We start from the raw sequence: 20,789 nt of genomic DNA on the forward strand, positions 1-20,789 counted from the left end.
CGGCCCCGGCCCACGGGTCACTTCGGCAGGTCGTCCGTCCACTCGCCACTGACCGCGTACGTGTCGCCGTTCCCGTTCTTGACCGGTTTGCCATCCAGGCCGATGAACACCGACGAGCTGTCCACCTGGCCGGTCGCCGGGTCGACGACGAGGCGACCGCCGCCCGGTAGCCGCACGCTCTTGCCGTCGGGCAGCTCGGTCACACCCGGGTACCCGGCTATCGCGCGGAACGCCGCGGCCCGGACCGCCGGGGGCGACGGCACCGTGGAAACCAGGTCGACCAACCCCTCGAGCACCGCGAAGCCGAGCTGGTTCGCGGGCAAGCCGTGGCTCGTCAGCCCGCTCGTGAGCCAGGCTCGCAGGGCCGCCGGGTCCGGGGGCAGCGTCAAGATCGTGCTGAGGGTGACGTCGTCGTCGCCGTTGATCCGGATGGGCCGGGCGCGGGGCAGGAGCCTGAGTTCGCCGTTGTGGTTCTCATCGCGGTACCACTCCTGCCCGTCAGTGGTCGTCCAGTACTCCCACGTCTCCTTGCCCACCTTCGTGGTCGTGTGCCAGTACTTGCCGGTGCCGACCTGGGTGCGCTCGGCGACCGTGGCCGCCGCCAGCAGGACCGGCGGCCCCAGGTAGACCGGTGCCACCGCCTGGGGAGGCGGCGCCGGGGGCGGCGGGGTGCCGGGCAGGGTCGCCACGACGACCGCGACCGCCGCCGCCGCGGCGACGAGCCCGGTGCCGATCACCAGCGGGCGGACCCGCTCGCGGCGTCCGAGCATCCGGTTCTGCAGCCGGTGCCGGCTGCGGTCGACGACGTCCTGGGGCGGCTCGTCGGGCAGAAGGATCGTGCGCAGGGTCTCGAAGTCATTCATCGGTGGCCTCCGGGGCGAGAACGGGGGCGAGCTTCTTGCGGGCGCGCGTCAGCCGGGAGCCGACCGTGCCCGGGGAGATGCCGAGTGCCTCGGCGACTTGCGTGTACCCGAGGTCGGCCAGCGCCACCAGCAGCAGGACGTCGCGTTCGCCCGCGGTCAGCCGGGACAACGCTTTTCCCAGCTGTCCGCTCGTGACGACGCGGTTTTCGTGCCCCTCGGCCGGTCCGCGCACTTCGATCCGCGCGAGCGCGCGGTAGTGGCGGGCTTCTTTGCGGCGGTGTCTCGACACCAGGTTCGTCGCGATGCCGAACAGCCAGGCGCGCAGTTCGCCCCGGGCGGGGTCGAACGTCTTGCGGCGGTCGAACGCCACCAGGAACGTCTCGGCGGCGACGTCCTCCGCGGCCTGCCTGCCGAGCCGGCCGGCGATGTAGCGGTAGACCTCGGCGAAGTGGCGGTCGTGCACCTCGGTGAACTGCTCGACGCCGGTCGCCGGGGCTGCCTCTGTCATGGAAATCCTTCCCTTCGGCGACAGCTTCACCACCACTTCGCCGCGGGGCCGGACTTTCTTCCCTATCCGATCGGCCAGGGTCGCTGCGGCTCGCGAAGGCCTTCGTACGCCGCGGCCGCGCGCAGGACGCCGACGTCGTCGAAGCGGCGGCCCGTGAGCTGGAGGCCGATCGGGCGGCCGTCGTCCGTGTAGCCGCAGTTCAGCGAAACCGACGGCTGGCCGGACATGTTGTACGGCACCGTGAACGCGATGTGCTCGAACGGCCTCGCCGGGTCGTTCGTCGGCGACGCCCACTCCGCCGGCGGCGCCGCGACCGGGCACGTCGGGGACAGCACGATGTCGAACGCCGACGTCGCGCGCAGGGCCGCCACGCTGATGACGTCGATCTGGGCGAAGCCGCGGTAGACGTCCAGCCCGGACACTTCGGCGCCACCGGCGGCCCAGTCCGCGATGTACGGCAGGACCTTCGCGCGCCGCTCGGCCGGCAACCCCGCCATGTCCGACCAGGCGCGCGTGCGCCAGAAGACGTCCAGGCCGCTGAGCATCTCGCGCGTCAAGAACGGCCCGACCGGCTCGACGACCGCGCCCGCGGCCTCGAAGGCCCGGGCCGCGGCCGTGACCGCGTCGAGCGTCGCCGGGTCCACCGGGAGGCCCACGCCGGGGTCGAGGTGCAGGCCGACGCGCAGTCCCTGGAGCGAACCGTCGAGCGACGACCAGTCCAGGTCGTGGGGCGGCAGGCTCAGGTGGTCGCGCGCGTCGGGCGCGGACAGCACGCTCATCAGCAACGCGGTGTCGGCGACCGTGCGGGTCATCGGGCCGGCGACGCGGCCGAGGAACGGCGGGTCGACCGGCACGCGGCCGAAGCTCGGCTTCAGCCCGACCAGGCCGCACCAGCCCGCGGGCAGCCGGATCGAGCCGCCGATGTCGGTGCCGACGTGCAGCGGGCCGTACCCGGCGGCGCCCGCCGCGCCCGCACCCGCGCTCGACCCACCCGGCGAAGCCGACGGCTGCCACGGGTTCCGCGCCGTCTCGTGGAAGCTCGAGAGGCCGGACGTCAGCATCCCGTAGTCCGGCATGGTGGTCTTGGCCAGCAGGACGCCGCCGGACTCGCGGACGCGCGCGGCCGCCGGCGCGTCCTCGGCCGCCGGGACCAGCGCGGTGGCCGCCGTGCCCAGCGGTACCGGGGTGCCGCGGGTCGCGATGTTCTCCTTGAGCGTCAGCGGGACGCCATCGATCGGGCCCAGCGGTTCGTCCGACGCCCAGCGAGCTTCGGACGCCTTCGCGTCGTCGAGAGCAGCCGAAGGGTCGTACGCGTACAACGCGTGCAACTCAGGCTCTCGCGCCTCGATGCGCGCGACGACGGCTTCAGTGACCTCTACCGGCGAGAGCGTCTTCGCGCGGTACTGCGCGACGAGTTCGACAGCGGTCAGGTCGGGCAACTCGGGCATGAACGCTCCTCAGGAGGCGGGCGGTTCGAAGCGGCCATCGACAGCGGTCCAGCCGCCGTCGACCGCGAGCACGGAGCCGGTCACGAACGACGAAGCGTCCGAAGCGAGGTACACGACTGCGCCGGCGAGCTCGTCCGGACGCGCCCAGCGCCCCAAGGCGCCCTTCGTCGCGTACGCGTCGTACCACTCGGGGTTCGCCTTGATCTGCGCGGTCAACGGGGTCTCGACGACGCCGGGCGCGATCGCGTTGACCCGCACCCCGGCCGGGCCGAACTCCGCCGCGGCCGTCCGGAACAGCTGGACGAGCCCGGCTTTCGTCGCCGCGTACGGGCCCTGACCGGGCTCGACGGTCGTCCCGCGGATCGACGAGAAGCCGATGATGCTCCCCCGCCCCCGCGCGACCATGTCGGCGCCGAAGACGCGGACGACCTCGAACGCCACGCCGAGGTTCAGGGCGATGACGCGGTCGAACTCCTCCCGCGTGTAGTCCAGCAAACGTTTGCGGACGTTCATCGCGGCGGTCAGCACGACGACGTCCTGCGGGCCGAGGTCCGTCGCCGCGCGATCGACGGCGCCGGGTTCGAGCAGGTCGACCTCGTACGCCTCGCCGACGCCGGACTCGCGCGCGGCTTCGACGTCCCGGTCGGCGCAGACCACCGAAGCGCCGTGGGCGGCCAGCGCCCGCGCCACCTCGCGGCCGATCCCGCCCGCGCCGAGCACCACAGCTCGCCGTCCGTCCAGGCGGAACAGGTTTTCGTAGTTCACGGGCGCAGCACCGCCATCCTCGTCACGGTCAGCTCTTCGACGGCGAAGCGCGGCCCTTCGCGGCCGATGCCGGAGTCCTTCACACCGCCGTAGGGCATGGTGTCCGAGCGGAAGCCGGGCACCTCGTTGACGACGACGCCGCCGACCTCCAGTTCGTCCAGCGCGCGGAACGCCGTGTTCAGGGACTTGCTGTAGACGCTGGCGTGGAGGCCGTAGCGGGAGGCGTTGACCGCGGCGAAGGCTTCGTCCACATCGGACACCGTCCGGAGGCAGACGACCGGGCCGAAGATCTCTTCGTCCCAGGCCTCGACGCCGTCCGGGACGTCGAGCAGGACGGTCGGCCGCAGCACGGTGCCGTCGATGCCACCGCCGACCTGGCGGGCGCCGGACTGCTCGATCCACGCGGCGACGCGGGCGGTGGACGCGGGGTCGATCAGCGCGGACACCCGCGTCTTCTCGTCACGCGGATCGCCGAAGACGACCTCGTCGAGCCGGGCCAGCAGCCGTTCGGTGAACTCCTCGGCGACCGACGAAACGACCAGGACCCGCTGCACCGAGATGCACGCCTGGCCGGACGCGTAGAAACCGCCGCGCACCACGGCGTCCACCGCGGCCTCGAGGTCGGCGTCGCCGGCGACCACGAGAGCCGCGTTCGATCCCAGCTCCAGCAGCGTTTTCGTCGGGGCGGCGTCCCGGGCGATGCGGTGCCCGACCGCGGCCGAGCCGGTGAAGGACACCGCGCCGATCCGGCGGTCGGTCGTCAGCGCGGCGCCCACGGACGCGTCGCCGGTGACCAGCTGGACCATGGCGGGGATCGGCGCCGCCGACCGGACGAGGTGGACCAGCCACAGCGTGGCCAGCGGGGTCTGCGGCGCCGGCTTGACGATCACCGGGCAGCCCGCGGCGATGGCGGGCGCGATCTTGTGCGACGCCAGCAGCAGCGGGTAGTTGAAGCCCGCGATGCCGACGACGACGCCGATCGGCTTGCGCTTCCAGAACCCGACCAGGCCGTCCCCGGAAGGCAGGAGGTCCAGCGGCACGGTCTCGCCGTGCAGGCGGGAGACCTCTTCGGCCGCGGCTTCCCACGTGACGATCGTGCGGGCGACCTCGACGCGGCAGTCGACCAGCGGCTTGCCGGTCTCCAGCACGAGCAGGTTCTCGAACTCCTCGCGCCGCTCCTGTATCGCCAGAGCGACGTCGTTGAGCAGCTTGCGGCGAGTCCGCGAAGGCAGCGAAGCCACTTCGCGCGCGACAGCGACAGCCTCGTCGACAGCGCGTCGAGCCAGCTCCGGCGTCCCGACCGGCGCCGTGCCGACGACACTCCCGTCGTACGGGAAAACGATTTCTTCGACGTCCACAGTGGACACCCAGGCCGTGCCGACCGGCAGGCCGTCCGGGTACTCAGTCATCGTCACCTCCGCTCAGCCGGGCCAGTTCCGCACGCAGGTTCGGCGCGGCGGCCAGCAGTTCCCGGGTGTACTCGTGCTCGGGCGCGTCGTAGACCTGCCCGACGTCGCCGAGCTCGACGATCTCGCCGCGGCGCATCACCGCGACCCGGTCGCACACGTGCCGGACGACGCCGAGGTCGTGCGACACGAAGATCAGCGTCAGCGCGAACTGCTCCACCAGCGACGCGAGCAGGTCGAGGATCTGGCCGCGCACGGACACGTCGAGCGCGCTGACCGGCTCGTCGGCGATCAGCACGCTCGGGTTCGGCGCGAGCGCGCGGGCGATCGAGATCCGCTGCCGCTGCCCGCCGGAGAACTGGTGCGGGTAGCGGCCCGCCGCGTCCGCGGGGAGCCCGACCGCGGCCAGCAGCTCGTCGACGAGCTTCGGGTTCCGGCGGCCCAGCGGCTCGGAGATGATGTCGGCGACGCGCATCCGCGGGTCGAGCGAGCCCATCGGGTCCTGGAAGACGATCTGCAGCTCGGACCGCAGGAAACCGAGTTTGCGTTCGGGCAGATCGTCGATGCGTTTGCCCTGGAACGAGACCGTGCCCGACGTGGGCTTGTCGAGCGCGGCCAGCAGCCGGACCAGCGTCGACTTCCCGGAGCCGGACTCGCCGACGATGCCGAACCGCTGCCCCGCTTCGACGTCGAAGCTGACGCCTCGCAGCGCGTGCACGTCCCGCCGGGCGTACCGGCGTTCGAGGTCGCGGACTTCGATGATCGTCATCGCCGGGCCTCCAGGTCCGAGGCGTCCAGGAGCTTGCGCGTGTACTCGTGCTTCGGCGACGTCAGCACTTCGCGCGTCGAGCCCGCTTCGACGATCTCGCCGTCGAGCATCACCAGTACGCGCTCGCACACCGACGCCACCACCGCGAGGTCGTGCGTGATGAACAGCAGCGCGCTCTCGGCCGGCAACGACGTCTTGATGAGCGAAAGGATCTGCGCCTGCACGGTGACGTCGAGGGCGGTCGTCGGCTCGTCGCAGATCAGCAGGGACGGCGCGTTGGCCAGCGCCATCGCCAGGACGACGCGCTGCCGCTGCCCGCCGGACAGCTGGTGCGGGTACGCGCGAGCCGTGTCCGGCAGCCCGACCGCGTCGAGGAGTTCCGCCGCGGATCGGCGACGGCCGTGGATCCGGCCGGGCTCGGTGACCTGACGGCCGACGCGCATGGCCGGGTTCAACGCCGTCATCGGCTCCTGGAACACCATCGCCAGCTCGTCGCCGCGCAGCCGGGACAGGTCCTTTTCGGACATTCCGAGCAGCTCCCGGTCGCCGAGCCGGATCGAGCCGGACGCGTGCAGCTCCTCGGGCAGCAGACCCATGATCGACAACGCCGTCAGCGACTTCCCGGACCCGGACTCGCCGATCAGACCGACGCGCTCACCGGCGCCGATCTCGAAGGAGACGTCCTTGACCAGCTCACGGACCCGCAGCCCCGACACCGAGAGCGTCATACCTTCGCCGCCAATCGGGGGTCCAGGCGGTCGCGCAGGCCGTCGCCGAGGAGGTTGAACCCGAGCACGGCCACGGCGATCGCGATGCCCGGCACCAGCGCCAACCGCGGCTGCACGGTCAGCAGCTCCTGGGACTCCTGCAGCATCCGGCCCCACGACGGCGTCGGCGGCCGCGTGCCGAAGCCGAGGAACGACAGCGCCGCTTCGGCAAGCACGGCGATCGCGAACGACACCGACGCCTGCACGATCAGCAGTCCGGAGATGTTCGGCAGCACGTGCCGCACCGCGATGGTCAGCCGCGACCGGCCGCCGGCGCGGGCGGCGAGCACGAACTCCGTGCTCATCACCTGCAGCGTCCCGGACCTCGCGATCCGCGCGAACGACGGGATGGTCGCGATGCCGATCGCGACCATCGCGGTCAGCGTGTCCGCCCCGAACACCGCGCCGAACATGATCGCGAGCAGCAGCGCGGGGAACGCGAGCACGAGATCGTTGACGCGCATGACGAACTCGCCGAGCCACCGCGGCGACATCCCGGCCAGGATGCCCAGCGGCGTGCCGATCACCGCGGCGATGCCGACCGCGACCACACCGACGTACAGCGTGGTCCGCGCGCCGACCATGATCTGGCTGAGCAGGTCACGGCCGAACTTGTCCGTGCCGAAGAAGTTCTCTCTTCCGAAGCCCAGCAGCCGGTGGGCCGCGTCGACCTTCACCGGGTCGAACGGCGTCCAGAAGAACGACAGGACCGCGGCGAGCACGACCAGCCCGACCAGCACCCCGCCGATCACGAGATTGCGCATCACGAACCTCGCAATCGCGGGTCGAGCACGGTGTAGAGGACGTCGACGACGAAGTTGACCAGCAGCACGCCGGCGACCAGCACGAGCACGATCCCCTGCACGGTCAGCAGATCGCGCGACGACACCGCGTCCAGCAGCATCGAGCCCAGGCCCGGCAGCACGAACACGCGCTCGACGACGACGGCGCCGATCAGCAGTGTCGCGAGCTGCAGTCCCAGCACGGTGACGACGGGAACGGACGCGTTGCGCAAGCCGTGGCGCACCAACGCCTGTCCGGGACGCAGGCCTTTCGACCGCGCGGTGCGCAGGTAGTCCTGGCCGAGCGTGTCGAGCACGGCCGAGCGCACATAGCGCGTGAGCACCGCGCCCTGCACCAAGCCCAGCGAGAGCGCGGGGAGGATCAGCCCGCGGAGGAACTCGCCAGCGTTTTGGTTGGGCGGAGTCCACCCGCCCGACGGCAGCCAGCGCAGCTGGACCGCGAAGATCTGCACCAGGATGATCCCGGCGAGGAACGCGGGGATCGCGACCCCGATCTGCGACAGCCCGGAAACGCCCGCGCCGGAAGCTTTCCGGTGCTTCACCGCGGCGAACGTGCCCGCGGGGATCGCGATCACCAGCGCCACCAGCATCCCGGCGCCGACCAGCCAGAGCGTGACGCCGAGGCGGTCGAGCAGCTGCGGGCCGATCGCGTCGCGGGTGACGTACGAGCGGCCGAAGTCGCCGTGCAGCACGCCGCCGATCCAGTCGAAGTACTGCGTCACCAGCGGCCGGTCGATGCCGAACTCGGCGCGGGTCTTGGCCAGCAGCTCCGGCGTCGCGTTGACGCCGAGCGCGACCTGCGCGGGGTCGCCCGGCAGCACGGCCATGAACAGGAACACCACGATCGACGCGACCAGCAAGCTGACCACGAAGATCGCCACCCGGCGCAGCACCCTGGCCGTCATCGCGGCGCCAGCCCGGTGAGGTCGAACGACTCGCTGACCTGGTTCTGCACGAACCCGCCGACCTTGGCCTTCGCGACGATGACGTTGGGGAAGAGGAACAGCCAGTCGGCGGCGGCATCGGTGTTCAGCTGCCGCGCCACCTGCTTCATGTCCGCGACCTGCTGCTCCGGCGTCCCGCTGTCGGCTTCCGCGAGCAACTGCTGGACGCGCTTGCTGTCGTAACCCCAGTAGTACTTCGGCTTCCCGAACGTCGTGATGTCCCGGGCCTCGACGTGCTGGATGATCGACAGGTCGTAGTCGTGGTCGGTGAACACCTGCTTCAGCCACACCGCCGGGAAGTCGAGCGGCTCGATCGTCGTCCGCACGCCGACGTCGGCCAGCTGCGACTGCACGACCTGCGCGGCCGACACCGCGTACGGCAGGTTCGGGATCCGCAGCCGCAGGTTCAGGTTCGTCGCGCCCGCCTCGGTCAACAGCGCCTTCGCCTTCGCGGGATCGAACGGGTAGACGTTCGCCAGGTCCTCGTACCACGGGTCGGTCGGCGGGACCATGCTGCCGATCAGCGTGCCGCGGCCCGCCCACGCCGTGTCCAGCAACGCCTTCCGGTCGATCGCGTACGTCAGCGCCTGGCGCACGCGGACGTCGTTCAACGGCGCCCGCGCGTTGTTCATGGCCAGCGTGACCTCGCTGTTCGACGTGCCCTGGACGACCTGGAACCGGTCGTCGGCCTGGAACTGCGGGATCGAGTCCGGCGCGGTGATCGCAGAGATGACATCGATGCCGTTGCTGTACAGGGCGTTGTTCAACGCGGTCGGATCCTTGATGTACTTGAGGACGACCGTCTTGTACGCCGGTTCGCGGCCCCAGTACCCGGGGTTCGCCTTCAGCACGACGGAGTCGCCGCGCTTCCGGGCCGCCACGACGTATGGCCCGGTGCCGATCGGCTTGTTCGCCAGATCGGCGACGCCCGTCGGGCTGAACATCGCGCCGAGCCGGCTGGTGAGGCTGAACAGCCAGCCGTTCGACGGCTTCGACAGCACGACCCGCGCGTGGTCCGGCGCGACGACGTCGACGTGGTCGACGACGTCCATCGTGGACTTGATCGAGATCGTCCAGGCGGTCTTCACGCGCAGCAGTGAGAACTTGACGTCCTCGGCGGTGAACGGCGCGCCGTTGCTGAACTTGACGCCTTGCTGCAGCTGGAAGTCGTAGGTCTTCCGGTCCGGGCTGATCGTCCACGACTTCGCGAGCAGCGGCACGACCTTGCCCTGCGAGTCGAGCTTCACCAGGCCTTCGTAGACGTTGTAGAGGAGCGCCTGCGGGATCGCGGCGCCGTCGGTCTTGGTGAAGTCGAAGTTCGCCGGCTCGGCCGTGAAGCCGACGGAAAGGGTGTCCGGACCAGCGGAAACGCTGGCCGACGAGCCGGCCGAGCAGCCGGACACCACGAGCAGCAGCGCCGCTGCCAGCACGTGAAGTCGAGCTTTCATTCGGCCTCCAGGTCAGTACACTGGTCTGACCAGTAGCCTGCACGCGACGGACGTCGAGGTCAAGGATGCGGTTCGAACCGGTGGCTCCGGTCCGCGCGTACGAGCGGGTCGTCGAGCAGATCGAGCAGGCCGTGGTGAGCGGTGCGCTCAAGCCGGGGGAACGGCTGCCGAGCGAACGCGAGCTGATGACGCAGTTCGGGGTCGGCCGCTCGACGATCCGGGAAGCCCTGCGGGTTCTCCAGGCCGCGGAAATGATCCGGTCCCGGCCCGGCGACCCGCGGGGGCCGGAGGTGCTGGCCGCGTCGCCCGCCGCGTTGCACCGGTCCATGCACCGGCTCGCGCGCGCCGACCACGTCGGGCTCGCCGAGCTGCTGCAGTTCCGGATGATCCTCGACGGCTCGGCCCACCTGCTCGCCGCCGAGCTGCGCACCGACGACGACCTGACCGGCCTCGACACGGCGTTGGAAGCGATGCGCGAAGGCGTCTCGCTCGGCTATGCGGAGTTCAGCCGCGCCGACGTCGCGTTCCACGAGGTCATCGCGCGCATCTCGCGCAATCCCCTGCTGGTGGTCAGCGAAGAAGTCGTGCGCGGGGTCGTGCTGGAGCTGATCGAGGACAAGCTGGAGCACGCCAGCAACCGGACGTCGCTGATGCGCGCGTGGCTCTCGCACCACGCCGAAGTGCTGGACGCGATCCGCTCGGCCGACGGTGCCGGCGCGGCACAGCTGGCCAAGCAGGCGTTGTACGACAACTACGCCGAATACGTGCCCGCCGGGCAACGGCCGCTGCTCGCGCCATTGCTGCGGTCCTAGACTCGGCTGAATGGCCGGTACGAAACGAGACGGGGTCGGGCTCGCGCTGTCCGGCGGCGGTTATCGCGCGATGCTCTTCCACGCCGGCGCGCTCTGGCGGCTCAACGAGCTCGGCTGGCTGCCGAAGCTGACCACCGTCTCCAGCGTCTCCGGCGGTTCGATCGCGGCCGGCGTCCTGGCGCACGCGTGGCACAAGCTGTACTTCGGCGACGACGGCATCGCGGAGAACTTCGGCAAGGAAGTCGTGCAGCCACTGCGGAAGCTGGCCCGCACCAACCTCGACGTCCCGGTGACGCTGAAGGCCATGGTGATGCCGTGGCGCAGTGCCGGCGAGGAACTGGCCCGCCGCTACGCGAAGCACCTCTTCGGCGACTGCCGCCTCGCGGACCTCGACCCGGCCGGGCCGAACTTCGTCTTCACCGCGACCAGCCTGCAGGACGGCTCGCTGTGGTGGTTCTTCCGGCAGCCCGGCCCGCACGGGCAGGTGCCGCTGGCGACCGCCGTGGCCGCGTCGTCGGCTTTCCCGCCGCTGCTTTCCCCGGTCGTGATCCCGGACCCGCACCAGCCGGACCGCAAGATCGTGCTCAGCGACGCGGGTGTATACGACAACCTCGGCCTCGACCCGATCGAGAACCAGCGCGCGACCGTCCTGGTCAGCGACGCCGGGAAGAAGATGAAGCACGAGGAGCGGCCGAAGCACAACTGGCCGATGCAGCTGTTCCGCGTGCTGACCGTGATGGACAACCAGGTCCGCGAGCTGCGCACCGGCTCGCTGCTGAAGTCCTACGAGGACAAGGTCTACGCCGGAACCTATTGGGCGACCTACAGCAACATCGAGCACTTCGAGCTGCCCGACGCCCTGCCCGCGCCGATCGAGCGGACGCGCGCGCTGGCCGAGACGAAGACCCGGCTGACCAGGATGTCCGAGAAGACGCAGGACAACCTGATCAACTGGGGCTACGCCGTCTGCGACGCCGGCATGCGGCGGTGGGTGTGCCCGGGCTCGACGTCGAAGCCGGAGTTCCCGTACCCCGGTTCAGGCGTCGGCTAGGTTCGCGTAGACGACGATGTTGTCCTGGTAGCTGTGCTCGGCGTGGTCGAAGGCGCCACCACAGGTGATCAGGCGCAGCTCGGGCTTGTCGCTGTTGCCGTACACGGCGTCCTTCGGGAACGTGTCCTTCGGGACCTGCGTGACGCGGTCGACGACGAACTTCAGCTTCTTCCCGTCACTGCGGTCGATGTCGACCTCGTCACCGGGCGCGAGGTCCTTGAGCTTGTAGAAGATGCCGGGCTTCTTGTCGCCGTCGACGTGCCCGAGCACGATCGCCGGGCCGACGTCCCCGGGCACCGGCGAGAGCTTGTACCAGGCTGCCTGCATCGGCTGGTGCACCGACGGGACGGAGATCGAGCCGTCGGTCTTGACGGCGACGGCGAGCAGGCTGGACTCCGCGCCGATCTTGGGAATCTTGACCGACGTCGGCCGGAGTCCCTTGAACGGCTTGGTGACCGGAATCGACGAGGTGACCGGCGCGGCCGCGGCGACGGGCTTCGGCTCCTCGGCCGAGCCACAGCCGACCAGCGTGAACGCGAGGGCGAGTGCGGCGACAGCCGCGCTCGCCCGGCGGGCGGTCACCTGGCCGTGCCGCCGAAGCCGGTCTCGATCTTGCCCTTGGGCGTGACCTTGACCTGGGCCTTCGGAGCGGCGTTGCCGGAAGCGGTGGTGGTCGTGGCCGGCGCCGAGGTCGCCGTGGTGATCGGCGCGGTGCTCGACGGCGATGAGCTGGTCGGGGAGGCCGAGCTGCTGCTGGTCGGCGGCTGCTCTTGCTCGAACTCCACGATGCCCGAGCCTTCCTGCTTGCCGCAGGTCCAGCTGAACTTGCCCGTGGTCGTGCCGGCGGGCAGGTCGACAACGCGCACGGTGTAGTTCCACAGCAGGCCGTCCGCGCCATCCTGGTCGGGGCCGCTGGTGACATCGAGGTACTGGGTCGCCACGCTGCCGGGCGCGCCTGCCGCACAGGCGATGACCAGGATCCCCTCGCCACCGAGACCGACGAAGCCGTGCCCGGTGTTGTCCTGCTGGGGCTCGTCGTCCGCCGAGGATTCCTGGGTGTCGCCCTTGATCTCGGGCTCGGCCTCGCTCGCGGCCCGCCGCTTCTCGGTGGTCTTGACCTCGGGCTGGGTCGCCTCGCTCGGCGCGGTGCTCGAAGTGGACGAAGGCTCCGAGGAGGGGGCCTCCGAACTGCTGCTCGCCGGGCTGCTGCTCGAGGTTGTCGTCTCCGAAGTGGGTGTGGTCGTTTCCGTGGTCGACGTGGGCGTTTCGTCCTGCGCCAGCGCGGCGGGCGTGGCGGCGAAAGTGGCCAGCGCCGCCGCCGAAACGACGCCCGCGACCCGGTTCAGCGTTCTACCCACGATGACTCCCAACGGCGGTTGACCTGCGATGCCGCGACTATCGACGATTTGTCGACCGGTGTTACTCCGCTAACGCGGTGTCCAGGTCCCGCCACAGGTCGTCAGGGTCTTCGAGGCCGACGCTGAACCGGATCAACCCCGGCGGCACCCGCTCCTCGCCCGGGAGCCACGCGCGCCGCTCGACCAGGCTTTCGACGCCGCCGAGGCTCGTCGCCGGGACGATCAGCCGGGTCGACGCGCAGAACCGGTCGGCCGCCGCCGCGTCGGCCAGCTCGAAGGCGACCATCATCCCGAAGCCCGGGTACCGCACCCGCGTCACCGCGGGGTGCTCGCCGAGCCGCCCGGCCAGCAGCGCGGCGGTGCGGGACTGTTCGGCCAGCCGGACCGGCATGGTCCGCAGGCCGCGCAGGGCGAGCCACGCTTCGAGCGCACCCGGCGTGGAGCCGACGCGGGTCCGCGCGCCCTTCAGCTCGGCGGCGACGGCCGGGTCCTTGGCCACCGTGATGCCCAGCAGCAGGTCGCTGTGCCCGCCGATCAGCTTGGTCGCGCTGTGCACGACGACGTCGGCGCCCAGCTCCAGGGGCCGCTGCTGCAACGGCGTCGCGAAGGTGTTGTCGACGACGACCCGGCCGCGCGCGGCGGCGGCGATCGTCTCGATGTCCATGACGTCGAGGGTCGGGTTGGTCGGCGACTCGAGCCAGACCAGGTCGGACGTCGCGGCTTCGGCGACCCACGCCGCGGTGTCGGTCGGCTCGAGCTCGGTGACGGCGAGCTTCCCGAGCTTCTGCGCGTGGGCGAGCACCCCGCGCGTCACGGCGTAGCTGAACGTCGGCACGGCGACCCGCGACCCGACCGGCAGCAGGTCCAGCACCGCGGACAGGGTCGCGACGCCGGACGCGAACGCCGTCGCGTGCCCGCCTTCGAGCGCCCCGATGGTCTCCTCGAGCGCGTGCCAGGTCGGCGTCCCGTCGCCCCGCGCGTACACGAAGTCGCCACCGGCCCGGTACGTGCTGGTGGCGACGAGCGGGGTGTTCAGCGGTTCGCCGGGGCCGTGCGGCCGGCCGGCGGCGATGGCCTTGGTGCGGGGCGTCCAGTCGTCCATGCGATCACGGTAACCGCAGGTCAATCCCCGGTCACTGTGACGAAGATGGCTGGCCGATCAGTCGAACAGGCCTTGGGTGCGGGGCTCAATGATGAGCTTGCGCATGCCGTCCGACAATTCCTCGCGATTCGCGATGCGGCGGCCGCCCGCCGTCAGCAGAGCCCGGTTTCCGGGTGGGTCCTCATCAGGGAAGCCGAGAACCCAGAGTTGTTTACCCGTCTGCAGAGCCGTCTCTCCCGCACGCAGCGTGCCGCCACTCGCTCCAGCTTCGACCACGACGACCGCGTCTCCCAACCCCACGATCACCTGGTTACGTGTCATCGCAGCACCCGCCGTCCAACGCTGTCGCGGGGGGAACTGCGAGATCACCAGCAACCGGCTGAGTGCTCCATCCGGCAAGGTGCGGTAGGCCTGTTTGAGCCGAAAATCGGAGATACCTTCGGCAAGCACGGCAACAGTGGTCCCCCCTGCCTCGAGAGCACTCAGATGCGCCTCGGTATCAACACCTTTTGCATAGCCCGAGACTACGACCACTCCGAGACCCGCTGCAGCGTGGCCGCAGGCCTGTGCCGCCCGCAACCCGCTGGAACTGGCGTTCCGAGAGCCGCAGACACCGACCGATGTCTGCTGGAGCAACTCGATCGGACCTCGATGGAAGAGGGCCAACGGCGCACCCGGCGCCCGGCGCAATCGGTCGGGGTACCTGGGATCGTCACAGAGGACTACACCGACGCCCTGTTCGCGAAGTTGGATCCCTGCCTCACTCGCTGAGTGGTGCTCATCGGCCGGCAGTTCATCGACAAGCTGCTGGAGTCCACGCCGCCCTGACTGCAGCAGGATCTTCGCCGCCCGCCTCGGTCCACCTGCCGCCCGCGGCGCCAGGAGCGCGAGCACGAGATCACGATCCGTAGTCGTTCTCTCAACCGTCATGACTCGACTGCTCTCGATCGGCGGACCGGCGGACGTCATTCCACCAAACCGACACATTAGAACATATGTTCGATTATCGCAGGTCGTGCGATACCGGTCAAGCCGGCTACCGACACGCCGACTCGGATTGCACACACAACGCGAAACCTACGCAACACTGAGTAGCCCAAAGGAGGCTGTTCGGCGTTGACAAACCTAGCCAAAGCCTTCAAGCCCGACCGTCGAGGTGACCGCCTCGACGATTGGACCTGGGAGCACGTGGGACAGGAGAGACTCCTGTTGCTGCGAGGCTCCGACGAGACAGCTCACCACGTGTGTTCGGGGTTTCCCGGCGCAGTGAGTGTCGATCTCTACCCGAAGCACCGGCCACGCTGGACACATCGATTACGGTTCCGGACGAACGTCGACGCCGCCCAATTCCTTTCGCTTCTGCAGCGAGTCTTGGTCCTGCCGGTACCGGATGAGCTGGACGCCGCCATCGCGCTGGACCTCTACAGCCGTCCGTGCTCAACAGAGGTCAATGGGTTCGCCTACACGTCGGTGGGCGAACTCATCCGCATGATCAAGTACGAAAACCGCAACCCCGACAAGGTTGTTTCGGCTGGCCAGGCCTTGTCTGGCTTACTCACGGAAGTCGTAATCACGCACCCGTGGTTTCGGTCCAGCGACCTCATCCTGCCGGTCCCCGGACACGACCGGACGCGGCTGACGGCGAGCGTTCGTATCGGCGCAACGATCGCGCAGAGCTCAGGAAAGGAACGAAGCTCGGTCATCAGCCGCCGCGAGTTCCGACGGCCGGCCAAGGACATGAGCCGCAGTGAACGATCGCAGCTCATGGACGAGTACTCGATCGACCAAGATCTCACCGGCCGTACGGTCCTCGTGGTCGACGACGTCTACCACACCGGAAGCACGATGAGTGGCGTCGCACGGGCAGCACGACGTGCCGGCGCCTCCACGGTTCTGGGCTTGGCCGGAGCCCGCAACCTGCGCTTGTGACTGCTCAGAAGCCGACGTACTCGGCCGTGATCAACGCTGAACCCTCAGGCGGGACCGCCTGCACGAGCTGACGCAAAGCGGACCGTACATCCGCAAGACTCTTGCTATCCGGCAGCGATCGAGCCTCGGCGATGTGGATCAGTTGACCGATCAACGTCGGATGTGACCGCAGGAAGTCCTGGCCGTCCGCCGCGATCCGCAGATGCTCAGCGGCCTGCATCAAATTGCCGGCAGCTTCTTCGGCGACCGCCCCGTCCAGAACTGCGGATTCAACGACCTCCCGGGCTACCAGTAAGGCGACACCCGGTAGGCGGTCGGCCGGGGTGAGCTGCTCGGTCAGCAGACGTACATCCACCTGGAACACCCTCTCGACCGCTGAGCACTGGATCAAGGACCTTCTGACGTTTAAACTACCGCCAACCGTAGTTTAAACGCTGCAGGCTCGCTCGAGGAGCCGATCATGACTCCTTCTCGAATAGGTCGCCCGCCTAGTGGCGGACCGCCGACTCGCTTCACCGAGAACGAAACTTTCACCGGCGAGCCCCGCTGGCTGGTTCACGAGAACGACCAAGCCGGCGAGGTTGCCGCTGCCTTCGCACAGCAGCAACTGATCGCGAACATCCGCAGGCACCGCGGCCTCGGCATGTCCGCGGCGGACGCCGCCGAACAACTCGGACGGGCCAGAAACGATCGCACCGTTCTGAACGTGTGGTCGGGACGCAGTGCGATAAGCCTGCAGATGCTGCTCGCACTCGCGCTGGCGTTCGACGTCGCACCACTCGCCCATTGCGATCAAGCGGACATGACGACGCTGCTGCCCGATGCCCATCGAAGCTGGTTGGGCTCTTGGCGTCCAGGTAGTGGTTGTCCCAGGTTCCAGAACCCGGCCGGACCTGGTGGTGAACCCGCCTGGCGGCGCGCGGCACAGCAAATGGCCGGCTGGATCTTCGAAGAGGCCGAGGCCGGGTCGCTCCACCTCGCCACAGATGCGGTGGCGACACACGCGGCTTCGGCTGCCCTACTGGTTGCGGGCCTGCCTGTGGAGTTGGCCTCGCTCATCCCAGGGCCGCACGGAGCCGCGCACCTGCACTACGAGGCGGCATCTGAAATCGATGTCCGAGTAGCCCTGCTGCACGAGAGTGATGAGCCCTCCCGACCTCGGCTGCTCCGCACTATCAGACAGCTGTGGGACTTCCGGCGCGCAGCAGTCCACCGAGCAATCGTCATCTTGGTCGCGGCGCCAAGGGAGGCGAGACGGCTCGAGACCCTGCTACCCGGGTATCTCGACGCAGCGGACGGCGAGCCCGTTCGAGTACCCCCTGCGACCCTTCAGGCGGCCGGGATTCCGGACTCGGATGCCGCGCTCAATGAATTCGAGATGATCCAGGTGGCCGAGGAAACGGCGTTGAACAGCTACGTCGTGAAGGTCTACCAACTCACCAAGTCCTTCTGACTCAGCTCGTAGCGGCGACGTCACTGTGACGAAGACGGCCGGCTCGCCCCCGCGTCCGGGGGCGAGCCGGCCTGGCTCTTCCTAGTGGGCGTAGACCTCGAACTCGTAGAGCGAGTACCCGTACTTCGTGGCGCGCTGGACGCCCTGCAGCTTCACGAACCTCGCCTGCGTCGGGGTGAAGGTCAGGTTGTCCTGCCCGCCGTCGCCGTTGGTGACGACCGCCGCATCCGTCCAGGTCACCGCGTCCGACGAGGTCTGGATCTTGTAGCTCTTGCCGTACGCGGACTCCCAGCTCAGCAGCACCCGCGAGACCGGCTGCACCGAACCGAGGTCGATGGTGATCGCCTGGTCGTCGCTCCAGTCGCTGGCCCAGCGGGTCGAGGCGTTGCCGTCGATCGCGTTCGACGCCGGCGAGTTGTAGAAGCCGGTCTCGGCGCTCGTGGCGCTGACCGTCTTCCCCGGCGCGAGGTTCGCGATGTTGTCCCCGCGGTGGGCGGTGTACTCGACGACCTGCTGGAACGTCGGGCGGTTCTGCCAGCTGATCTTGTCCTGCGTGATGCCGCCGAGCGGGTTGTGCACGATCGTGTCGGCGCACCACTGGTCACCGGCGGAGCAGCTCGCGTCACCGGGGTAGACGGTGTTCGCGGCCTGGCCGGCGGCGGTGGTCAGCGAGTCGACGAGCGCCTGGCGGCACGTGGTGACGTTGCCGCCGCCGCAGAACGTCTGGCCGAGCGGACCGGCCACCGGCTGGCCGAGCACCTGCCGGATGTCCTTGCTGACGTAACCCCACCAGCCGAACTGGAACGACGAGCCCTTGTGCGGCTGGCCGGTGTGCTGGCCGTTGCCGTTCTGGAAGCCGGACGGGCTTTCGTTGATGCCCAGCACGCCCGTCATCGCGTTGTAGGCGTTGTCGCCCATGCCCGGCTTGAACTCCGCCGAGACCAGGAGCGGCCACCACGCGTCGAAGATCCGGATCGCGTCGGCGTCGGCGTACGCCTTGCTGCCCGCCGACGTCTCCGTGCGCTTGTGGCCGTTGGCCATCCACGTCTTCAGCTTCGCCTCGGCGTCGGCCGCCGCACCGGTGGTCGGCGTCTTGTCGAGCACCTGCAGCAGCAGCGGCAGGACGCGCTCGGCGCGCAGGTCGGCCAGCGCGGCGTCCTCCATCGCCTGGGTCAGGTTGACCCGGGTGATCTTGGTGCCGGTGAGGATCAATGTCTTGACGCGCGTGTCGAGCAGGTCGACGCGGTGCACGGCGGACTTGTCCGCGCCCGCCGCCGCGTAGCCGTTGGACTGCGCGTTGTTCCAGCTGACGTAGTAGTCCTGGTTGACCGACTGCGGGTGCTGCGACGCCGGGGTGTAGGTCGCGACGTTGCCGGCCGGGTTCCAGCCGGTCCAGTCGTGTCCCTGGTCGCCCCACACCGGCATGTTCGGGTCCACATTGGACTGACGGGCCGGGTTGGCGCCGGAGTTGAAGTACGCGATGTCCTTCGAGTCGGCGTAGAACCAGTTGAACGTGAAGTTGATGTCGGCCGCGGCCTTCTGGAAGTCGGCCGCGGACTTGACGAAGCCCGGGTCGTTCAGCTCCTGGAAGCCGATCAGCGAGTCGGCCTCGTGGAAGAGCGAGGACCGCAGCTGCGCGTACGCCACCGGCTTGCCGCCGACCGTCGCCCGGCTGAGCACCGGACCGTACTTCGTGCGGTAGCTGCGCAGCGTGTACGAGCCGGCCGCGGTGCCGTCGGCCACCGTCGGGCTCCAGGAGTTCTTGACCTCCACGGTGTCCATCGGCAGGCACTGGCCCTTGTACGTGTAGTAGTTCGAGTCCTTCGTCGGCGCCTTGCCGCTCGGGTCGCACAGGTTCAGCGCGTAGGTGTCGATGATGTCCTGCGCCGACGTCGTCGCGCTCCACGAGTAGTCCTGGCCGCGGCCGAGGAGCACGTACATGCTCAGCCCGGCGAAGGCCGCGCCGCGGGCGCTGATGCCCGGGCCCTGCAGTTCCTGCAGCATGAGCAGCTGCGGCGCGAAGTACCCGGTCTGCGGGCCGAAGACGGCGACCGGGTGGCCGCTGGCGGTCTTCGAGCCGGACACGACCAGCGCGTTCGACATACCGTGCTTGTCGGTCAGCATGTCGCCCGGCAGCACGCCGTTGTCGAACATCCCGCGGGCGGGCTCCTGCGCGGCGGGGGCCGGGACGTCCACAGTGGACGGCGTCGCGGAGGCCGCCGAGCCGGTCTTGTCGAACACCAGCTGCTGCGGCGTCACGGAGTTCTTGTCCGGCAGCGCCTGCCCGACCGCGTTGGCCGGCGTCTTGCCGTACGGGAAGTTCTGGCCGTCGTGCAGGGTCTTGACGGCCTCGGGGTCGTCCTCGGACCGCAGGCTCTGCCAGACCTTCTCGCCCTGCACGGCACCGTACTGCTCCTGCAGCGCCAGCTTCGCGACGGCGTTCTGCACCTCGCCGCCACCGCCGGCGCCGAACTCCGCGCCGACGAGCGAAGCGAGCGCGACCAGGTCGGTCAGCTTGAACGGGTCGATGGTGCCGTTGTTGGTGATCGCGTCGACGTGCCCGGTGAGCACGTACTCGCCCGGGAAGTAGCGGCCGCTGTGGGAGTCGGTGATGTACTTGTTGATCCCGTCGACGTAGGCCTGCGCGTCGGCGAGACCCTGCGCGCCACGCGGGCCGCTCGCGGCGACGTTGTCGATCTGCTGCTGCAGCTCGGCTTCGGTGTACGGCGCGTTCGCGAAGAAGCTCTGCTCCAGCTCCCGGTTGGCCTCCGCGCCGCCGGCGAACGACGTCACCTGGCCGCGGGCGGCGTGGCGCAGGACGTCCATCAGCCACAGCCGGTCCTGCCCGGCCGCGTACCCGGCGCCGAACTCGGTGCCGGCGCGCGTGGTGCCGGTGATGTGCGGGACGCCGAGTGCCTTGTCGCGCACGATCGTCACGTCCGAGCGCGGCTGGGTCGTGCTGGCGACCTGGTCGGCCGCGACGCCGAACGACGAGTCGTTGAAGTACTGGTTGATCGTCGAGGTGGTCAGCGCCTGGTAGCCGCCGGCGAGCGAGGAGTACTTGCCGATCTGGTCGGCCGCGTGCGCCGGCCGGGTGCCGAGCACCTTGTGCGCCAGGATGTCCGCGAGGGTGCCGTTGCCGTTTTCACCGGGCGGCAGGATGTCGCTGCACTGCCCGCCGCAGTAGTCGTTGGGCGCCGCGGCCGCCTCGGCGGCCGGTGCGGAGACAGCGACCTGGGTCAGCCCGGCGACCAAGCCCGCCAGTGCTGTCAAGGTCAAGGTGCGGATGCCACGTCGCATCGGGGCTCCCTCGCTCAAGGAGAGTGACGAAGCGCACGCTACCCATCAGTAGGACAATTGTGA

Annotated in this window: 20 protein-coding genes; 4 read left to right on the forward strand and 16 right to left on the reverse strand. The window is 69.6% G+C overall.

The features are described from left to right. Positions 1–17: 17 nt before the first annotated feature. The 10 genes from ACZ7OU_RS05930 to ACZ7OU_RS05975 all read right to left on the reverse strand — a co-directional run bounded on the left by ACZ7OU_RS05930 (position 18) and on the right by ACZ7OU_RS05975 (position 9,721). Positions 18–863, reverse strand: coding sequence for a CU044_5270 family protein (locus tag ACZ7OU_RS05930; RefSeq protein ID WP_470254375.1), 846 nt, complete (start codon positions 861–863; stop codon positions 18–20). Further along, entirely contained in the window at positions 856–1,371 is a 516-nt protein-coding gene (locus ACZ7OU_RS05935; RefSeq protein ID WP_470254376.1) for an RNA polymerase sigma factor, read from the reverse strand. The genes ACZ7OU_RS05930 and ACZ7OU_RS05935 overlap by 8 nt, the downstream gene beginning before the upstream one ends. 62 nt (positions 1,372–1,433) lie before the next feature. Further along, a complete protein-coding gene (locus ACZ7OU_RS05940) occupies positions 1,434–2,819 on the reverse strand; it encodes an amidase (protein WP_470240048.1) in 1,386 nt (461 codons plus the stop codon). A 9-nt stretch (positions 2,820–2,828) separates the two neighbouring features. Continuing rightward, the gene (locus tag ACZ7OU_RS05945) at positions 2,829–3,584 is read right to left on the reverse strand and encodes an SDR family NAD(P)-dependent oxidoreductase (protein WP_470240049.1); all 756 of its coding nucleotides are present in this window, start codon (positions 3,582–3,584) and stop codon (positions 2,829–2,831) included. Then, positions 3,581–4,993: an aldehyde dehydrogenase family protein gene (locus tag ACZ7OU_RS05950; protein ID WP_470254377.1), complete on the reverse strand. Its 1,413-nt coding sequence runs from the start codon at positions 4,991–4,993 to the stop codon at positions 3,581–3,583. The genes ACZ7OU_RS05945 and ACZ7OU_RS05950 overlap by 4 nt, the downstream gene beginning before the upstream one ends. Next, the gene (locus tag ACZ7OU_RS05955) at positions 4,986–5,759 is read right to left on the reverse strand and encodes an ABC transporter ATP-binding protein (RefSeq protein WP_470240051.1); all 774 of its coding nucleotides are present in this window, start codon (positions 5,757–5,759) and stop codon (positions 4,986–4,988) included. The genes ACZ7OU_RS05950 and ACZ7OU_RS05955 overlap by 8 nt, the downstream gene beginning before the upstream one ends. Next, positions 5,756–6,487, reverse strand: coding sequence for an ATP-binding cassette domain-containing protein (locus ACZ7OU_RS05960; protein ID WP_470254378.1), 732 nt, complete (start codon positions 6,485–6,487; stop codon positions 5,756–5,758). The genes ACZ7OU_RS05955 and ACZ7OU_RS05960 overlap by 4 nt, the downstream gene beginning before the upstream one ends. Further along, positions 6,484–7,290 (reverse strand): ABC transporter permease, encoded by an 807-nt coding sequence (locus tag ACZ7OU_RS05965; RefSeq protein WP_470254379.1) that lies wholly within the window; start codon positions 7,288–7,290, stop codon positions 6,484–6,486. The genes ACZ7OU_RS05960 and ACZ7OU_RS05965 overlap by 4 nt, the downstream gene beginning before the upstream one ends. Beyond that, a complete protein-coding gene (locus ACZ7OU_RS05970) occupies positions 7,290–8,234 on the reverse strand; it encodes an ABC transporter permease (protein ID WP_470254380.1) in 945 nt (314 codons plus the stop codon). Before ACZ7OU_RS05970 ends, ACZ7OU_RS05965 begins: the two co-directional genes overlap by 1 nt. Further along, complete coding sequence (locus ACZ7OU_RS05975; protein WP_470254381.1) at positions 8,231–9,721, reverse strand: ABC transporter substrate-binding protein; 1,491 nt, start codon at positions 9,719–9,721, stop codon at positions 8,231–8,233. Before ACZ7OU_RS05975 ends, ACZ7OU_RS05970 begins: the two co-directional genes overlap by 4 nt. 65 nt (positions 9,722–9,786) lie before the next feature. On the opposite strand from ACZ7OU_RS05975, the gene ACZ7OU_RS05980 reads away from it, so the two are divergent. Beyond that, a complete protein-coding gene (locus ACZ7OU_RS05980; protein WP_470254382.1) occupies positions 9,787–10,533 on the forward strand; it encodes a FadR/GntR family transcriptional regulator in 747 nt (248 codons plus the stop codon). Positions 10,534–10,543: 10 nt separating this feature from the next. Next, complete coding sequence (locus ACZ7OU_RS05985) at positions 10,544–11,584, forward strand: patatin-like phospholipase family protein (RefSeq protein ID WP_470254383.1); 1,041 nt, start codon at positions 10,544–10,546, stop codon at positions 11,582–11,584. Here the strand turns inward: ACZ7OU_RS05985 and ACZ7OU_RS05990 are convergent. The 4 genes from ACZ7OU_RS05990 to ACZ7OU_RS06005 form a co-directional block, all read right to left on the reverse strand. Further along, positions 11,570–12,166 (reverse strand): class F sortase, encoded by a 597-nt coding sequence (locus ACZ7OU_RS05990; protein WP_470240058.1) that lies wholly within the window; start codon positions 12,164–12,166, stop codon positions 11,570–11,572. The two genes, ACZ7OU_RS05985 and ACZ7OU_RS05990, sit on opposite strands and share 15 nt — an antisense overlap. Further along, entirely contained in the window at positions 12,163–12,942 is a 780-nt protein-coding gene (locus ACZ7OU_RS05995; protein WP_470254384.1) for a hypothetical protein, read from the reverse strand. The genes ACZ7OU_RS05990 and ACZ7OU_RS05995 overlap by 4 nt, the downstream gene beginning before the upstream one ends. 61 nt (positions 12,943–13,003) lie before the next feature. Continuing rightward, positions 13,004–14,044, reverse strand: coding sequence for a trans-sulfuration enzyme family protein (locus tag ACZ7OU_RS06000; RefSeq protein WP_470254385.1), 1,041 nt, complete (start codon positions 14,042–14,044; stop codon positions 13,004–13,006). A gap of 57 nt (positions 14,045–14,101) precedes the next feature. Continuing rightward, entirely contained in the window at positions 14,102–15,031 is a 930-nt protein-coding gene (locus ACZ7OU_RS06005; RefSeq protein ID WP_470254386.1) for a DNA-processing protein DprA, read from the reverse strand. A gap of 384 nt (positions 15,032–15,415) precedes the next feature. On the opposite strand from ACZ7OU_RS06005, the gene ACZ7OU_RS06010 reads away from it, so the two are divergent. Further along, complete coding sequence (locus tag ACZ7OU_RS06010; RefSeq protein ID WP_470254387.1) at positions 15,416–15,973, forward strand: ComF family protein; 558 nt, start codon at positions 15,416–15,418, stop codon at positions 15,971–15,973. A 4-nt stretch (positions 15,974–15,977) separates the two neighbouring features. Here the strand turns inward: ACZ7OU_RS06010 and ACZ7OU_RS06015 are convergent, their stop codons facing one another. After that, positions 15,978–16,328 (reverse strand): hypothetical protein, encoded by a 351-nt coding sequence (locus ACZ7OU_RS06015; RefSeq protein ID WP_470254388.1) that lies wholly within the window; start codon positions 16,326–16,328, stop codon positions 15,978–15,980. A 105-nt stretch (positions 16,329–16,433) separates the two neighbouring features. Between ACZ7OU_RS06015 and ACZ7OU_RS06020 the strand changes: the two genes are divergently transcribed. Next, the gene (locus ACZ7OU_RS06020) at positions 16,434–17,426 is read left to right on the forward strand and encodes a hypothetical protein (RefSeq protein ID WP_470254389.1); all 993 of its coding nucleotides are present in this window, start codon (positions 16,434–16,436) and stop codon (positions 17,424–17,426) included. Positions 17,427–17,507: 81 nt separating this feature from the next. On the opposite strand, the gene ACZ7OU_RS06025 is transcribed toward ACZ7OU_RS06020, so the two are convergent. Beyond that, entirely contained in the window at positions 17,508–20,726 is a 3,219-nt protein-coding gene (locus ACZ7OU_RS06025; RefSeq protein ID WP_470254390.1) for a penicillin acylase family protein, read from the reverse strand. Positions 20,727–20,789: the final 63 nt, after the last annotated feature.

It is taken from the genome of Amycolatopsis sp. NPDC114505 (genome assembly GCF_055633615.1).

Excerpts from the sequence above, each read along its gene's own strand:
- ACZ7OU_RS05930 (WP_470254375.1), bottom strand. The coding sequence starts at position 863 with ATGAATGACTTCGAGACCCTGCGCACGATCCTTCTGCCCGACGAGCCG.
- ACZ7OU_RS05935 (WP_470254376.1), bottom strand. The coding sequence starts at position 1,371 with ATGACAGAGGCAGCCCCGGCGACCGGCGTCGAGCAGTTCACCGAGGTG.
- ACZ7OU_RS05940 (WP_470240048.1), bottom strand. The coding sequence starts at position 2,819 with ATGCCCGAGTTGCCCGACCTGACCGCTGTCGAACTCGTCGCGCAGTAC.
- ACZ7OU_RS05950 (WP_470254377.1), bottom strand. The coding sequence starts at position 4,993 with ATGACTGAGTACCCGGACGGCCTGCCGGTCGGCACGGCCTGGGTGTCC.
- ACZ7OU_RS05955 (WP_470240051.1), bottom strand. The coding sequence starts at position 5,759 with ATGACGATCATCGAAGTCCGCGACCTCGAACGCCGGTACGCCCGGCGG.
- ACZ7OU_RS05960 (WP_470254378.1), bottom strand. The coding sequence starts at position 6,487 with ATGACGCTCTCGGTGTCGGGGCTGCGGGTCCGTGAGCTGGTCAAGGAC.
- ACZ7OU_RS05965 (WP_470254379.1), bottom strand. The coding sequence starts at position 7,290 with ATGCGCAATCTCGTGATCGGCGGGGTGCTGGTCGGGCTGGTCGTGCTC.
- ACZ7OU_RS05970 (WP_470254380.1), bottom strand. The coding sequence starts at position 8,234 with ATGACGGCCAGGGTGCTGCGCCGGGTGGCGATCTTCGTGGTCAGCTTG.
- ACZ7OU_RS05975 (WP_470254381.1), bottom strand. The coding sequence starts at position 9,721 with ATGAAAGCTCGACTTCACGTGCTGGCAGCGGCGCTGCTGCTCGTGGTG.
- ACZ7OU_RS05980 (WP_470254382.1), top strand. The coding sequence starts at position 9,787 with ATGCGGTTCGAACCGGTGGCTCCGGTCCGCGCGTACGAGCGGGTCGTC.
- ACZ7OU_RS05985 (WP_470254383.1), top strand. The coding sequence starts at position 10,544 with ATGGCCGGTACGAAACGAGACGGGGTCGGGCTCGCGCTGTCCGGCGGC.
- ACZ7OU_RS06000 (WP_470254385.1), bottom strand. The coding sequence starts at position 14,044 with ATGGACGACTGGACGCCCCGCACCAAGGCCATCGCCGCCGGCCGGCCG.
- ACZ7OU_RS06005 (WP_470254386.1), bottom strand. The coding sequence starts at position 15,031 with ATGTGTCGGTTTGGTGGAATGACGTCCGCCGGTCCGCCGATCGAGAGC.
- ACZ7OU_RS06020 (WP_470254389.1), top strand. The coding sequence starts at position 16,434 with ATGACTCCTTCTCGAATAGGTCGCCCGCCTAGTGGCGGACCGCCGACT.
- ACZ7OU_RS06025 (WP_470254390.1), bottom strand. The coding sequence starts at position 20,726 with ATGCGACGTGGCATCCGCACCTTGACCTTGACAGCACTGGCGGGCTTG.